This is a genomic window from Natranaerobius thermophilus JW/NM-WN-LF, from assembly GCF_000020005.1.
Lineage (GTDB): Bacteria > Bacillota > Natranaerobiia > Natranaerobiales > Natranaerobiaceae > Natranaerobius > Natranaerobius thermophilus.
In genome coordinates, this window is sequence record NC_010718.1 from 959,518 (window position 1) to 975,037 (window position 15,520).

A 15,520-nucleotide genomic window follows, 5' to 3' on the forward strand; every position below is an offset into this window, starting at 1 on the left:
TCAATCGTTCCATAATATCTTCATTACTATTTTAATTTAATTTTTAATTTATAATTAATATCTTAAATCATAACCAGTGATTTCTAAAAAGGCTCGTTCTAATGATTCTGTTTCCGTTTGAGCCTTGATTTCTTTTGAACTGCCCATGGCTAGGATTTGACCTTGATCAATTATGGCAATATTTTCAGCCACTTTCTCTGCTTCTTCTAAGTTGTGGGTAGTTAGGAAAACTGTAATATTATAGTCCCGATTTATCTCGTCAATGTGATTCCACAGGAAAAACCTGGTTTGAGCGTCTAAACCTGAAGTGGGTTCATCTAATATCAGTATTTTGGGGTAATGGAGTAAAGCCCGGACTATTTCTACTCGTCTTTTCATACCACCGGAAAATGTCTTTACTAAACTGTTTCTTCTTTCCCATAAACCCACATTATCTAACATGGTTTGAATACGGTCTTTTCGTTCATTTTTTGGGACCCCGTATAACACTGTGTGATAATATAAATTTTCATAAGCTGTTAGTTCTTTATCTAGGGTGTGATCTTGGAACACTACTCCCATGGCATCTCTAACCCGATGCTCTTCTTTAGCGGTGTTATATCCATTGACCAGTATTTCACCTGAAGTTGGTCGTGAGACGGTAGTTAATATTTTAATAGCAGTACTTTTGCCTGCACCATTAGGTCCTAAAAAAGCAAAAATCTCGCCTTCATCCACCTGAAAAGAAATATTGTCTACGGCTGTAACTCCTCCTTCATATTGTTTTACCAGTTGATTAACTTGTATTATTTTGTTGTTTTCGCTGTTTGCTTCTTGGTCAAGCTGTTTCTGGCTCATGCATACAGCCTCCTTTGATTTTTCAAACCATGATTATATGGCTAAAAACTATTTTATCAATTTGTATATATTATAACAAATTACTGCCAAAATTTGTAAAAAGTTACTTTAGGCCGGAATTTTCTAATGTCAATTACCGATGTGATTTGATATAATATATTACTGAATGAGTTTAAAATGGGAAGAGGGAATTTATTAGGAGGGTTGAGCTTGAGGAATAAGTTTATTATTTTAATGTTTGTTGTGATTTTTTTATTATTTTCAATGGGGTCTATAGCTAATTTCATTACAGAATGGCAATGGTTCTCCAGCTTGGGTTATTTGGATTTATTTGTGATGCCTTTTGTAATTCAAGTGGTGATTTCCATAGCTGCCTTTATTGTTGGAACTGTATTTGTTTATTTTAATTTGAATACATTATCTAACTATTTATTGACCCCCAAAGAACAGGTGAAGCTGTATGAAAGCAAGTACGCAGAACTAATTGACAAATTTCAATCATTCGGAAAATGGGCTAAAATTGGAATATCTGCCTTTTTAGGACTGATCTGGGCAGGTTTATTTCAAGGTTTGTGGCTGAGAATCGTTTATTTTATACACGGTGAAGCCACAGGGGAACTTGAACCTGTTTATAATTTAGATTTAGCTTTTTACTTATTTAGATTGCCTATGTATCAACAGATTGTAACAGCACTTATAAGTTTAGTTTTATTCACTTTAATTGCTGTTGTCGTAATTTACCTTGCAAGGGGCTTTCTATCATGGAATACTATCAAAGATGATGGTGGTTTTCCCGCTGGTCGTTTGGCGTTAAGACATATCAATATATTGTTAGGGATTTTCTTATTAGTTTTAGCACTTAATGCCATACTGGGAAGGTATGAGTTGTTGTTTTCTGCCCGGGGAGCTGTCTTTGGTGCTGGATATACGGATATCCATGTTACGCGACTGGTATACACAGGCCTTGGTGTGATTGGAACTTTAGGATTTGTTATTAGCTTAGCGAATCTAAAATTAGCCAAGTATAAACTGGTATTCTTCTCTTTAGGAGCCTTTTTCCTTGTCTCTATATTGGGAGGGGTTGCCGGACAGATAGTGCAATCGACTATAGTATCTCCTAATGAATTGACTAGAGAAAGGCCTTTTATAGAAAATCACCTGGAAATGACGCGTACGGCTTATGGACTAGCAGATATTCAGGAAGAAACCTGGGATGTGGATGTGGAAGGCGAGTTGGAAGATGACGCAGTAGAAGAAGGAGAAGATATAGAAGAAGAACTCGAGGAAATCGAATCAGAACTTCCGCCACCTGAACTTGATGAAGTAACTTATAATAACATGCGATTATTGGACTATCGTCCAGTACAGGATGTATACAGGGAAGCACAAGAGTACAGAAGATATTATCATTTTAATGATGTAAATCTAGCCAGGTATCGGATAGATGATGAATATCATCAGGTGATGGTATCACCTCGGGAAATGGATGTAGACAGAATACCATCTGAAGCTCAAACACCGGTTAATCGCCATTTAAAATATACCCATGGGTATGGCTTGGTGATGAGCCCAGTAGGACAATTTACCGATGGCGGTATGCCTGAATACTATTTGAAAGATATGCCGATTGAGGATGATTTAGGATTGGGGATAGAAAGACCAGAATTATACTTTGGTGAACTGACTAACGATTTCGTATTAGTAAACACTGATGTAGAAGAGTTTCACTACCCTGGGCAAGAAGAAGTGGACTTGACCTATCAAGGAGAAACTGGTATTGATATGAGTTTACTTAATAGAATTCTGTTTGCTATTCGTGAACGCAGCAGTTTCCTATTGTTTTCCCAGGAGTATTCTTCAGATAGTCAAATATTGATAAATCGAAATATCCACGACAGAGTGGAAAGACTGGCACCCTTTTTAGAATATGATAATGACCCTTATATAGCAGCAGCTAATGGTGAATTATACTGGATTATGGATGCTTATGTTACTAGCGATAATTTTCCGTATAGTAGACCTTTCCAGGGAGATGACAATTATATTAAAAATCCGGTAAAAGTAGTTATAGATGCTTACACAGGTGAAACTTCATTTTACTTAGTAGAAGATGATGAGCCCTTGACCCAGGCTATCTCCAATGCTTTTCCAGATCTGTTCTCTGACCCTCAGGAATTGTCAGATGAATTGAGGGCCCAGTTTAGGTATCCTCATAATTTCTTTACTATCCAGGCTAATATGTTGAAAAACTATCACATGACAAATCCAGTGGTATTTTATAATCGGGAAGATGGTTGGGATATACCCACAGAAAGTTACGGAGAAACAAGTATTGAAATGGAACCTTATTATGCCACCTTAAATTTACCTGATACAGACGAACCTGAATTTGTTTTGATGCAACCTTTCACACCAGTACAGAGAAATAACATGATTTCTTGGCTTGGTGCTCGAAATGATGGAGATAAATATGGTGAATTAGTACTTTATCGCTTTCCTTCTGGACGCCATGTTTACGGACCCAGGCAAATTGATGCCAGGATAGACCAACATCCTGACATTTCAGAACAGCTGTCACTCTGGGATGGCCAAGGCTCACGGGTTATCAGGGGTAACTTACTGGTAATACCACTAGAGGACGGTGTTCTATATATTGAACCCCTTTATTTACAGGCCGAGGATAGTAGTTACCCGGAAATGAGAAGGGTAATAGCTGCCTGGGGAGACTTGCTTGTTATGGAAGACAGCTTGGAAGAAGCTTTAGATGCCCTGGGTACCACAGCGGAAGATGTAGACACCGAAGTTATGGAAGAAGAGTTACCCGAACGAGAAGTAGAAGAAGTGGAAGAACTGGTTGAACAAGAATTTGAAACTATAGGTGAACTTGTAGATGAAGCGCTTAGGCTTGAAAGAGAAGCTGAAGCAGCTATTAGTGAAGGAAATTGGGGAGAGTACGGAGAATTACAAACTGAACTAAGTGAAATTTTAAAAGAACTAGAGGAGAGACTAGATACAACCATAGAAGATGAAGACAGTGATGATCAATAAACCACTATTATGAGGTGAATATTATGTGGAAAGGAATAGTGAATTATTATCGTGAGTTTTTACCCGTGGATGAAGATTTTCCTCAATGCTCTTTGCAAGAAGGAAATACCCCCCTATATTATGCTGGGGAAATTTCCAATAGAGTTGGAGCTGAAGTTTATCTGAAATTTGAAGGTTTGAATCCCACGGGATCATTTAAAGATAGAGGCATGGTAATGGCCGTTACCAAGGCCATTGAAGATGGATCAGATACTATAATGTGTGCTTCAACAGGTAATACTTCTGCTTCAGCTGCGGCATACGCTGCGAAAAATGGTTTGACATGTGCAGTTCTAGTTCCCCATGGCAATATTGCCATGGGGAAATTATCCCAGGCATTAATGCATGGTGCTAAAATTATAGAAATCGAAGGGAATTTTGATGAAGCTCTGACTATAGTACGTGATATCACCAGTAAACATCCAATTAGCTTGGTAAACTCTTTGAATCCGTATAGACTAGAAGGACAAAAGACAGCAGCTTTTGAAGTTTGTGATCAATTACAAAGTGCTCCTAACTACTTAGCTATACCTGTTGGGAATGCCGGTAATATTACAGCCTACTGGAAAGGATTTCAAGAATATAGAGACTACAACATGATTGAAAATTTACCCCGAATGCTCGGTTTTCAAGCTCAAGGGGCTGCACCTATATTATCAGGAGAACCGGTACAGAAACCGGAGACCCTTGCTACTGCTATCAGAATTGGCAATCCCGCCAGCTGGCAAGGGGCGTTAACTGCTGTAGAACAATCAAAAGGGGAAGTCGGCTCAGTATCTGACCAAGAAATTATCCATGCATATCAGACTTTAGCTAAATACGAAGGGGTTTTTGTGGAACCAGCTTCTGCAGCTTCAGTGGCAGGCATAATGAAGTTGGGTCAACAGGGTTGGTTTAAACCTGAAGATAAAATAGTGTGTGTCAATACGGGTCATGGTTTAAAAGACCCTGACTGTGCCATTAATTCCATGGAATATCAACCTCAGGTGATTCCGCCCTTAGAGGATCAGGTTTTAGACGCGGTTTATTCATAAATTATTATTTATTGCGATATATTCATTAGTTAGTAATATAACGATTTTGAAATAGGGTGGTGTTAAAGTGGAAGAAAAAAATTTAGTAAAAGTTCAAGTACCGGGAACTTCGGCTAATTTAGGAGCGGGTTTTGATTCTATGGGAATTGCTCTAAATATTTATAATTATGTCAGCCTAAGACAGTTAGAACCTGGTTCTGGCGTAATAATAGAAGTCAAGGGCGAGGGAGCGGATTTCATATCTAGAGACAAAGATAATCTTGTATATCAAGCTATTGCTGGAGTTTATCGCGAAATTTATGGTTCAGATGTCCTAATACCTGATTTAGAAATAACCTTGGAAAATAATATACCACTGGCTAGAGGACTTGGTAGCAGTGCGGCAGCCATAGTGGGTGGAGCAGTAGCTGCTAATGAGATGTTTAATGGTGAATTAACCAGGGACGAGTTGTTGAAACATGTGTTAGAACTTGAGGGCCACCTTGATAATATAGCACCAGCTATGTATGGAGGATTAACCTGTAGTCTAATAACTCGGGAAAACGAATTAATGTTCAGAACAGTTGATGTAGTAGAAGATTGGAATTTCATCATAATTGTACCTGGTCAAGAACTATCAACTCAAAAAGCCCGAGAAGCTTTACCAGAAAGAATTGCGTTTCAAGATGGTTTGTTTAATTTGAGTCGAGCTAATATGTTGATCTTAGCCTTTCAACAGCGAGATTATGAATTGTTATGGCATAGTATGGATGACGAACTTCATGAGCCCTACCGGGCAAAATTAATACCCGGCTTGGATAGATTGTTGCAAGAAGTACGAGGGGCGGGTATTCCTGCTGCTATTAGTGGAGCAGGTCCTTCTATAGCATGTGTTTTAAGTGAGATTGAAGAAGAAAAAATTGTCCGTGAGCTCGGAAAAGAGAAATTTAGTGCTCACGGAATCGAGAGCAATTTTTTCAAATTAAAACCCGATAACTCTGGAGCCAAGTCTATATTACATTAAAGGTGAAAATAGTCTTAAGATGTCTTCAATTATTTTTCTTATGGCACCTCTATTTTTAAACTCTTCCCAATAAAGAGGAGAGGAGTTGTAAATATCTTGTAAGAATATTTGCCTGTGTTTTTCGGAGAAATCTTTATCATAAATAAAAGCGTTGATTTCATCACTAAGCCTAAAGCTCCTGATATCTATATTGGTGGAACCTATTGTACAGACTTCTCCATCTATCTGGACAGTTTTTGCGTGTATATATCCCTGATATAAATAAACTTCAGCACCAGCTTCTAACAACTCACCAGCAAATGACAGGGAAACTGGTTTAAGAAAAAAGGAGCTTGGAATTTCAGGTATCATGATTTGAACTTTTACACCAGAATAAATGGCAATTTTTAAAGCTTGTATCATGCTCCTGTCAGGTACGAAATAAGGGCTTTGAATTTGGATATTTTCCGTGGCAGAATTAATCATTTTGATAATGCCCATCTTAATTCTTTCACTATCAGTATCAGCGCTGTTGATTACCAGTTGCATACCAGATCCATTGGTGTTTGTGGTGCTGGTAGAGCTGGAGTTTGAAGGGAAATATCTAGCTATTTTTTCCCTGGGTAAATCTTTGGTTATGTCAGAGCTTAATCGAGCCCAGTCTTGAAAAAAATAAAACTGCAATACTAACACGCTGGAACCAGTGATACGCATGTGGGTATCACGCCAGGGTGTTTTTATTTTATGCTGGCTCAAGTAGGTGTCGCCTACATTCATTCCACCCATATAACCTATTTTACCGTCAATAATGGCCATTTTTCGGTGATTACGGAAGTTTAATCTTAAGAGGTTTTTAAAAATGGATTCTTCATAACACTGAACTTGTCCACCGGCTTCAATTAAAGGATGGAAAAAAGACTTTGGTGTCATACTTCCGATGGCATCGTAAATTACCCTTACTTTTATTCCTTCTTTGGCCTTTTGAGTAAGGTGGTCAACTAATTGCTTTCCGGTGCTATCTCTATATATCTTAAAATACATCACATGAATACTGTCCTGAGCCTGGTCTATATCTTGAAAAAGGCGTGAAAATTTGTCTTCCCCCCATGTAAAAACTTCGATATCATTGTCTGAGGTGTATAAACTGTAACTATAATTTCTATGAAAGTCTATTAAATCTTTAACATACGGGTTAAAGTAATCGTTTTTCGTATAATTGTGTTGAGCTAAATATTGATAGTATCTTGATAATTCATTTTTGTAATTATCTCTAACAACGCTTTCTTTCAATCTTTTAGCCCTTTTTTTACTCCAGGTTTCTCCAAATATTAAGTATAGGATATAACCTAATCCAGGTAGGAATAAAATTATTAAAACCCAGGAGAATGCCTCACTGGGTTGTTTACGTTCAATAAATATAACTGAGATAATTAAAACTAATTCAATGAGAACCACCAATTCCAGCAACATATATAATCAACCTTTCTTTATTATGAAATTCATTGTCATAAAATTTTAATTATTTATTTTTTTCAAAGAGTAAAGCATTGATATAAAGTGGAGTTAAGGACTAAAACTATTATCTTTTTGATTGTTATTTCTGGTTCTCATGTTAATATATAATAATAAAGTGGTTGTAATAACTGTGGGTATCCAAATAATTGGATGTTCTCTAAATACAATGTAGAGAGTTAATATCTTAGCTCCTCGGTAAGCTATCCACCAAGAGATAGCTTTTTTTGTTTTAGGACTAGAAAAGAACCTTCGAGTTAGTTTTCCCACAATTTTTTCCCCCAACATTAAGTTGTTGCACAATTATTAATAAACAATACCGAGCTCTTTTATTACAATAGCATATATTTGTAGTTTTAAAAAGGTAGTTTTGACAATTAATTATGTCTATGTTATATTTTAGATACCGCATACCCCCGAGGGGTATACAAAATATAAAATTTTATAATTAGGGGGAATTATTTTGAACCCTGAAGAACAACAAAAATTCAGAGTAATCATTGTAGGGTCTGGTGTAGCAGCGCGAAGTGCTATTCAAAGTTTAAATTTATACAAAAATTTAGATATCACTGTTATTAGAAGAGATGATCATCAAATTGTTCCTTGTGCAATACCTTACACTTTTAAAAGACTACAGCCGAGTGACATAATAGGTGACGATAAAAACTGGGACACCTTAGACGCCCGAATCATTAATGATGAAGTTGTGAATATAGACAGGGAAAATAAAATGTTAAGGCTGAAAAGTGGTAGTTCGTATTCATATGATAGGTTAATTTTGGCTACAGGAGCTAATCCAATTAAACCTCCTATTAAAGGTATGAATAAAGAAAATGTTTTTTTCGTTGAAAAAAATGCCAGACAAATTAGTGAGTTACAGGAAAAAGCTGCTAGTTCTGGAAGGGTTGTAATTATTGGTGGGGGCTTTATTGGAGTTGAGATAGCTGATGAACTGAGCGGAAGTGGTAAGGATATTCATTTGATAGAGACAGAACACAGACTACTTCCTAAGGCCTTTGATTCTAAAATTTCTGATCGAGTGGAGAAGATATTGGGTGAACAGGGAGTTACTGTACACACAAATAAATTTGTCACAGAAATAAAATCCAATAAAATTGTAATGTCAGGCCAAGATAAATCAGGTGAATATGAACTGGCTACAGATATGGTAATATGTGCAATAGGTGTTACGCCAAATTCCGAATTGGCTGAAGCTTCAGGCATAGCTGTTAATAGTGCTGATAAAGGAATTATTGTTGATGACTATTATTATAGTTCAGATCCTAATATCTTAGCTTGCGGCGATTGTATTTCAAAACGAGATTTTAATAGTGGTGGTGAGTCAGGAGTTAGATTGGCATCAACAGCTGCTTCTGAAGGAAAAGTAGCAGGTTTCAATATTTTTAATAGACGTTTTCCTAACAACAAAGGAGTCATCAACCTCTTTAATACCAAAATAGGAGATACAAGTTTTGCAGCAGCAGGGATAACTGAGTTTGAAGCTAAAAAGAAGGGGTGTCCAGTAGTAAGTATAGATGGCAATTTTCCCGATAGACATCCAACTAAATTTTCTGATGTTACAACCAACTATGTCAAATTGATTTTTAACAGTTTTAACGGGAAACTTTTAGGGGGGCAAGTACAAGGAAGCAAAAGTATTGGAGAATTTATTAACACTGTTGGTTTAGCGATTCAACATGAGTTAACTGCCTATGATTTGGCATCAGTTCAGTATGCTACTCACCCCCTGCTAACTACAGGTCCAAGTGGATATCCACTTTTAAAACTATCTATAGAGGCTATTAGAAATCTGACAGGAAATGAAAATTAAAAGTATGAAATAATCATTGAGCTTTACAAGGGAGGTATTGTTGGTAAAAACTCACTGATAGAGGGAGGAAATTATTATGTCAACTGCATCTTATTTTATTAAAACAAATAGGTCATTTTCTTTGATCAGAAAATATGCGTGGTTTGTGACACTTTTGATCGGAGTTGGAGGTCAATTTTTACCACAACTTGGGTTACTAGTTCCATTCATAATGATTGCTTTAATTGTTATGAGTCTCTTTAAAGGAAAATATTGGTGTGGAAACTTTTGCCCTCATGGTAGTTTTTTTGACCAGTTAATTTTACCAATCAGCAGAAATGTTAGAATACCAAACTTTTTAAAATCCAAGCTTGTTATCGCTGCTGTTTTTCTTTTATTTATTATTAATTTGTCGATTCGATTTGTGATTATAATTCAACAAATGGGTACAGAACCTTTGACTCACAGATTAGGCTTTATGTTTGCAAACACTTATTTAATGGTGCTACTTGTTGGAGGTCTACTTGGTGTAGTGATCAATGCCAGAACCTGGTGTCAGTTTTGTCCTATGGGGACTATGGAATCAATTTTTTATAAATTAGGTAAAAAATTAGGTCTAACCAAAAAATTTGATGAAAAAGTGACCATTGAACATCCTGATTTATGTCATTCCTGTGGTAAATGTTCCAGGGTATGTCCTATGCAGTTAGAACCGCATAAAAACTTTTCAGAAAATCATCAATTTGAAGATGAAAGATGTATTAGATGTTATACTTGTGTTAACAATTGTCCGGCTAAAATTTTGCAAATGAATGCATCGTAATGCCTTAAATAGCGGGTAACTGAAAAGTAATGATAATTATTATAAATATAAAAAAAGACTTGACTAATTTGCTAATGACTGGTATATATATAGTAGAAGAATAACAAAGGAACTAACCGGTTTTTGAAATTTTACCGGACTACGTCATGAGTGTGGCGCAGTATCCTAGTTGGTAACTCCAGCTCCGAAGGCGGGCCTAAAAATCCGCTAAAGGGCACATCGATGAATCCTCTTGTGTTGGCTTTCGGCGCCCAGCCGAGGGTCGATGCTGGGGGCAAGGTAGTCAGGGGAATCCGCAAAGGCATGCGGGTGTATCCTGGCTACCGTGGAGACCTGGGTACGTGGTTTTTCGTCCATTTAGGCAAGAAAATTCAACACTACGGCTCAGGGTGTAAACCTGCATGCGGCAGACTCTGTGTGCAGTGTAGCCTGCCTTGAGTGGTGGCGGGGAATGGGTTTATCCCTGAAACCGTTGCTGCAAAAGAGGCTAGGAGTTGGAAAGTGCCATTGGAGAAAATCCCTAGGCTGTTCTCTTATGGGAAGCAGTCCGGGACTTGAAGTGCAGGCTAAGTGGCGATCCGGCGCCAATCTTACTGGGAAAGGCATTAAAGGGAAACCGCCGAGATGGCGACACTCGGTTGCTTTTTCGGGAAAACCCGCCGGACCTGAAGCCGCAGCATTAGCCCGGACTGCTGCCACACTCACCTTTGGAGTAACAAAGGCTTCCCGAAAGGGTTGCCTTTTTTTTATTATGGCTATAATATAAATTTTTATCAATAAATTTTAGAAATTTGGAGGAATAAGTCAAAAAATGTATAAAATAATAAATAGATATGATTATTAATTACTATTAATATAAAAAGGAGGTGGAGAAAATTTTAAATTCACGGATACGATCTTATATAAATTTAGTTGCTCTGGCCCTTGTATTGATAGTCAATTTTTTATCAAATTATATTCCATTCAATAATTTAACCCAGGAAGATATTACAGAAATTTATCCTGTATTAATTACTCCAGCGGGATATGTATTTTCTATATGGGGAATAATCTATCTATTGTTAATTGGGTTTATTATCTATCAAGCACTGCCTAGCTACAGGGAGACACCAAAAGTTTCTGCGGTAGGTATTTTGTTTGCAGTTACAGCTTTATTAAACATTTTATGGTTATTTGCTTGGCATTATTTACAAATCGGTTTATCTATGGTTCTAATGATACTGTTATTGATTACTCTGATAGGAATTTATAAAAAAATTATTGGCAGAAAATCAAGCGAAACCTTTTTTGATTGGTTGTTTGTCAGATTACCATTTAGTATATATTTGGCTTGGATTTCTGTGGCAACCCTGGCAAACTTAAATATTTTGTTGAATGATTGGGGCATATTAGGAACAGAAGGTTTTGGAGCTATGGTCTTTACAATACTTATGATCATTATCGGTGCCGTACTGTCTTTATATGTTTTTTATCGTTTGGGGGATATAGTTTTCCCATTAGTATTTACTTGGGCTTTTATAGGAATTGGAGTTCGTCATGGAACTGAAATAGCAGTACTAACAATGTTTGCATGGTTGGCCTCGGCTGTTATTTTATTCCTATTAGGATGGATTGCAGCTCGCAACCGTATGGCTACTGATACAAATAATACATAAAAATAAAAAAGAGAGATTAGGCGGGTTAGCACTATTGCTGCCCGCTTTTTTTATGAATTTATTTATATTGTGAAAAAAGAGTGTCAGTGATAAAATATTTACAATTATAAATTTGAGTTAGTTAATGAAATTAAAATAAATCAAAGAGAAAATTATAACTGACATTAGGTTTTATGAAGTCTTGATTGGAGGATTAAAAAATGAGTGAGAACACCAATTGTTACACTGTGTTAATCATAGAAGATGAACAGGGACTTGTGAAAGTTTTGAAAGCCTATTTGGAGAAAGAAGGATACCAGGTCTATGCCTCTCACGATGGTTTAGCAGGATTAGAACTTTTTAAAAAACAAAATCCTGACATTGTGGTTTTAGATTTAATGCTTCCCAACATGTCAGGAGAAGAAATAGCCAGAAAAATCAGAAAAGAGCAAGAGACTCCAATTCTCATGTTAACTGCCAAGGGCAGTGAAGATGAGAAAATTACAGGTTTGGGAATAGGTGCAGATGATTATGTAGTAAAGCCTGCCAGCCCAAGGGAAATAATAGCCAGGTTAAAGACAATTTTGCGAAGAGTAGGAAAAGAGCCTGGCAGAATACAACAAGAAATTATTACAGCAGGTGAAATCACCATTGATACTTTGGCTAAAAAAATTTATTTGCGAGGAACAGAGATTTCTTTAACTCAAACGGAATTTGATATTTTATCAACCCTGGCACTATATCCTAAAAAAGTGTTTTCTCGCGAAAACTTGGCTGATAGAATATACGGTTATTTATGGGAAGGGGACTCCCGTACGATAGATACCCATATCAAGAATTTGCGAAGAAAAATTGAACAAAATCCTAAAAAACCTATTTTTATAAAAACTGTGTTTGGTGCCGGTTATCAATTTGGTAAATTTTAAAGGAGTGCCTAAATGTCTTTACAAAAATTATTTAGGAAAAATAGCTTATTTTTACGATTGTTCTTGGCACTGTGGTTTCTTAGTGCTGGATTGCTAATATTGACCGGTGTGTTTGTTAATAGAACTGTAGAGGCAGAATTTACAGAACTGGTGAGATCTAGTGAGATTGCAGAACATGAGCAAATAACTGAATCAATTTCTGATATTTTAGCTCAGGAAGATAATTTTGCTAGTTCTTTACAGATGTCTATAAACCATTTGGCTAGGACTCATAACAAGAGAATTATCTTGGAAGATTCTAATAGGGATGTAATTTTGGATACTGGTGAAGATCAACGAAGACATGGTCCTATGATGGATAGGGGGATGCATCAAGGTAGAGGCCCTGGCCGAGATCAAGAACACGGAGAAAAGTCGGTAACAGAGTTTTACACTGATAGGGAGATAGAAGAAAACACATACCCTTTAACTATAAACGACGGTGAAAAGGGTAGAGTTACTATCCTGTCTTTAGACAGAAAAGATGGTTTTTTTACTCCAGAAGAACTGGATTTCACCAGGCAGGTTACCAGAAGTATCCTAGCTGGTAGTGGTATAGCTTTGTTATTGTCTGCTTTAATTAGTTTAATAGTGTCTTTGTCTATATCCAAACCTGTTAACAGTTTAAAAAGTACAGCTGAGCAGTTAAAGAAGGGTGAATTATCTCAAAGAGCAAATGTGGTAGGGCCTGAAGAAATACAAGAATTATCAGTGAGTTTTAATGCCATGGCTGAGAATCTTGAGCATACAGATTTTATCAAGAAAAAGTTGACCCAGGATATTTCTCATGAATTGCGAAATCCCGTATCTTCTATAAAAGCCTATCTTGAAGCTTTCCAAGATGGTGTTTTGGAAGTAGACGAGGATAATTTGAATAGTACAATGGAAGAGCTTACTCGTTTAGAGACTTTATCTAAACAGTTGCATCAGCTAGCTTTAGTAGATTTCAAAGAGTACGAGCCTAAACTAGACTGGGTGAATTTAACGGATTTAGCTTATAAGCTAAAACACACTATTAGTAAACAGGTTTTAAAGTATAATATTGAATTCAGTTGTAACTTACCTGAAGAGGAAATATGGATTAAAGGAGATCAAGAATTGTTATATGCTGCTATAAATAACCTGGTACAAAATGCGCTTAAATTCACAGATAATGGTGGGTTGATTGAAATGGGCGTAGAAATAAAAGATGATACTAATCAAGTTATGATGTATGTTTCCGATAATGGTCAAGGGATTCCTCAAGATAAATTACCTTATATTTTTGAACGCTTTTATCAAGTCGAGGAATCCAGGACTAAAAAAGACCTGCCGAAAAATGATCCTAATTATAGCTCTTGTGGAAGTGGAATAGGCTTGTCACTAGTCAAAGAATGGACTAAGGCTATGGGCGGTTATGTAGTGGTAGATTCCCAGTTAGGCAAAGGAAGCACTTTTAAATTAATATTCCCTTATTAATCTTCACAAAATCTTCAAATCTTCCTGATATAGTTAAGATCAAATACGGATAAAACACAAACAAACAGGAGGTCGATTAACTATGTTTAAAAAAATCCTAGGTATTTTCATGGTTGTTAGCTTAATTGCAGGTGCTGCCATAGTGATTCCCGGACAAGTAGTAAGTGCTGGGGAAGGCTTGGATGAACTAGAACTTTCAAATCAAAATGAAAGTAATAGTTCAGTAGAAAGATGTCCTATTATTGATGAAAATGAGTATACAGAATGGGAAAATTGGAGAATTGATAAAGATCAAAAACAGATCGAGAGGATTGAAGAGCTTGTAGAAGAAGGAGTCATTTCTGAAGAAGAAGGTCAAGAATTGATCCAAGCTATAGAAGAAAAAGAATACGAGGGAGGTAATTGTCCTGTAGATGGTCAACGAGAAAGATCTTTTAATATGAATCTAAAAAATTATTTTGATTCTGAAGAGGATAGAGAAGCAGGTTATAGAAACGGTAGAGGTTCAGGATATTCCGATGGTAGAGGACCTGGTTCTTGTAGAAATCGCTAATTCGCTAATATTGCCCAAAACAATCTATAATCATTTATGTTTTTGGTTTGGTATTAAGGAACTAAGAGTTTTACTCATAAAATAGGGCCGTCAAGAGCGGCCCTAAAAAATTTTGTATGCTGTTAACAGGTGATCTAATCTTTTTTTATTATAGGTATGGAAGACAAAATTTAACTAGAACCACGCTACCTTGGTTTTTAAGTACTTAAGCAATTAATAGACCACAGTTACAGTAGCAATGACACCAAGTAAAGCGCCTAAAACTAATTCACTCATAGTGTGTCTTCTAAGCTTTAATCTAGACCAAAAAACTAGAGGTAGTAAAATAAAAGAGGCCAGATAATTTTTACCTAAAATAAAAATTAAAAAAGTTAACGGACCGGCAACCCCACAAGCATGTCCACTTGCCCTAAACTTGATGATACTATTACAAATAGTTAATAAGATACCCGCTAGAATATAGGTTAAAAATAGTAATTTCACACCGACGGGGCCGTTTAGAATAAATACTGTAACAGTTCCAAAAAATTGTCCGATTATACCAGTGATAAAAGCCAGTTTTCGCTCACCTTCTCTTCCTTGTTGGCGGTATTTAGGGATATAATTTTTTAACCAATAAGCAGATAAAGGTACAATGACAAGGAAAAATATTGACATAAGGTACCAGTTTAAATTGTGGTGAAAAAAGCTACTGTCATTTAAATATATGATGGTAATGACAAGTAAGGCAATTATTGGGACAACAGTGAATACACTGATTAACTTAGCTATTTTTTGAGATAAATAATTTATAGTCATACCCATACCTCCAATTTTAGAGTGAAC

At 36.4% G+C, this 15,520-nt stretch carries 13 protein-coding genes; 9 read left to right on the top strand and 4 right to left on the bottom strand.

Going from position 1 to position 15,520, the window contains the following annotated elements; translation table 11 throughout:
• Positions 1-54: 54 nt before the first annotated feature.
• Positions 55-837, bottom strand: coding sequence for an ABC transporter ATP-binding protein (locus tag NTHER_RS04650; RefSeq protein WP_012447370.1), 783 nt, complete (start codon positions 835-837; stop codon positions 55-57).
• Positions 838-1,047: 210 nt separating this feature from the next.
• On the opposite strand from NTHER_RS04650, the gene NTHER_RS04655 reads away from it, so the two are divergent.
• The 3 genes from NTHER_RS04655 (at position 1,048) to thrB (ending at position 5,961) form a co-directional block, all read left to right on the top strand.
• Positions 1,048-3,885 carry a UPF0182 family membrane protein gene (locus NTHER_RS04655; RefSeq protein ID WP_012447371.1) on the top strand — a complete coding sequence of 946 codons (2,838 nt, stop codon included), beginning with the start codon at positions 1,048-1,050 and terminating at the stop codon, positions 3,883-3,885.
• Between the two features lie 20 nt (positions 3,886-3,905).
• A complete protein-coding gene (thrC, locus tag NTHER_RS04660) occupies positions 3,906-4,958 on the top strand; it encodes a threonine synthase (protein ID WP_041367427.1) in 1,053 nt (350 codons plus the stop codon).
• Between the two features lie 67 nt (positions 4,959-5,025).
• Positions 5,026-5,961, top strand: a complete 936-nt coding sequence (gene thrB / locus NTHER_RS04665) for a homoserine kinase (protein ID WP_012447373.1) — start codon at positions 5,026-5,028, stop codon at positions 5,959-5,961.
• On the opposite strand, the gene cls is transcribed toward thrB, so the two are convergent.
• Together cls and NTHER_RS04675 are read right to left on the bottom strand one after the other, a co-directional pair.
• Positions 5,953-7,410 carry a cardiolipin synthase gene (cls, locus tag NTHER_RS04670; RefSeq protein ID WP_012447374.1) on the bottom strand — a complete coding sequence of 486 codons (1,458 nt, stop codon included), beginning with the start codon at positions 7,408-7,410 and terminating at the stop codon, positions 5,953-5,955. The genes thrB and cls overlap by 9 nt on opposite strands.
• A gap of 93 nt (positions 7,411-7,503) precedes the next feature.
• Entirely contained in the window at positions 7,504-7,722 is a 219-nt protein-coding gene (locus NTHER_RS04675; RefSeq protein WP_041366911.1) for a hypothetical protein, read from the bottom strand.
• 193 nt (positions 7,723-7,915) lie between these two features.
• On the opposite strand from NTHER_RS04675, the gene NTHER_RS04680 reads away from it, so the two are divergent.
• The 6 genes from NTHER_RS04680 (at position 7,916) to NTHER_RS04710 (ending at position 14,695) form a co-directional block, all read left to right on the top strand.
• Positions 7,916-9,283 (top strand): NAD(P)/FAD-dependent oxidoreductase, encoded by a 1,368-nt coding sequence (locus NTHER_RS04680; RefSeq protein ID WP_012447375.1) that lies wholly within the window; start codon positions 7,916-7,918, stop codon positions 9,281-9,283.
• Between the two features lie 76 nt (positions 9,284-9,359).
• On the top strand, positions 9,360-10,085 hold the full coding sequence (locus NTHER_RS04685; protein ID WP_012447376.1) for a 4Fe-4S binding protein: 726 nt from the start codon (positions 9,360-9,362) through the stop codon (positions 10,083-10,085).
• 866 nt (positions 10,086-10,951) lie between these two features.
• A complete protein-coding gene (locus NTHER_RS04695) occupies positions 10,952-11,740 on the top strand; it encodes a tryptophan-rich sensory protein (RefSeq protein WP_012447378.1) in 789 nt (262 codons plus the stop codon).
• A 200-nt stretch (positions 11,741-11,940) separates the two neighbouring features.
• Positions 11,941-12,645: a response regulator transcription factor gene (locus tag NTHER_RS04700; RefSeq protein WP_012447379.1), complete on the top strand. Its 705-nt coding sequence runs from the start codon at positions 11,941-11,943 to the stop codon at positions 12,643-12,645.
• A gap of 12 nt (positions 12,646-12,657) precedes the next feature.
• Positions 12,658-14,142 carry a sensor histidine kinase gene (locus tag NTHER_RS04705; protein ID WP_012447380.1) on the top strand — a complete coding sequence of 495 codons (1,485 nt, stop codon included), beginning with the start codon at positions 12,658-12,660 and terminating at the stop codon, positions 14,140-14,142.
• 82 nt (positions 14,143-14,224) lie between these two features.
• On the top strand, positions 14,225-14,695 hold the full coding sequence (locus NTHER_RS04710) for a mediator of RNA polymerase II transcription subunit 21 (protein ID WP_012447381.1): 471 nt from the start codon (positions 14,225-14,227) through the stop codon (positions 14,693-14,695).
• A 213-nt stretch (positions 14,696-14,908) separates the two neighbouring features.
• Here the strand turns inward: NTHER_RS04710 and NTHER_RS04715 are convergent, their stop codons facing one another.
• On the bottom strand, positions 14,909-15,493 hold the full coding sequence (locus NTHER_RS04715) for a hypothetical protein (protein ID WP_012447382.1): 585 nt from the start codon (positions 15,491-15,493) through the stop codon (positions 14,909-14,911).
• Positions 15,494-15,520 lie beyond the last annotated feature (27 nt).

Bases quoted from the DNA above. Each gene is read 5' to 3' on its own strand.
- cls (WP_012447374.1), bottom strand. From the start codon at position 7,410: ATGTTGCTGGAATTGGTGGTTCTCATTGAATTAGTTTTAATTATCTCA.
- NTHER_RS04705 (WP_012447380.1), top strand. From the start codon at position 12,658: ATGTCTTTACAAAAATTATTTAGGAAAAATAGCTTATTTTTACGATTG.
- NTHER_RS04710 (WP_012447381.1), top strand. From the start codon at position 14,225: ATGTTTAAAAAAATCCTAGGTATTTTCATGGTTGTTAGCTTAATTGCA.
- NTHER_RS04715 (WP_012447382.1), bottom strand. From the start codon at position 15,493: ATGACTATAAATTATTTATCTCAAAAAATAGCTAAGTTAATCAGTGTA.
- NTHER_RS04650 (WP_012447370.1), bottom strand. From the start codon at position 837: ATGAGCCAGAAACAGCTTGACCAAGAAGCAAACAGCGAAAACAACAAA.
- NTHER_RS04700 (WP_012447379.1), top strand. From the start codon at position 11,941: ATGAGTGAGAACACCAATTGTTACACTGTGTTAATCATAGAAGATGAA.
- NTHER_RS04685 (WP_012447376.1), top strand. From the start codon at position 9,360: ATGTCAACTGCATCTTATTTTATTAAAACAAATAGGTCATTTTCTTTG.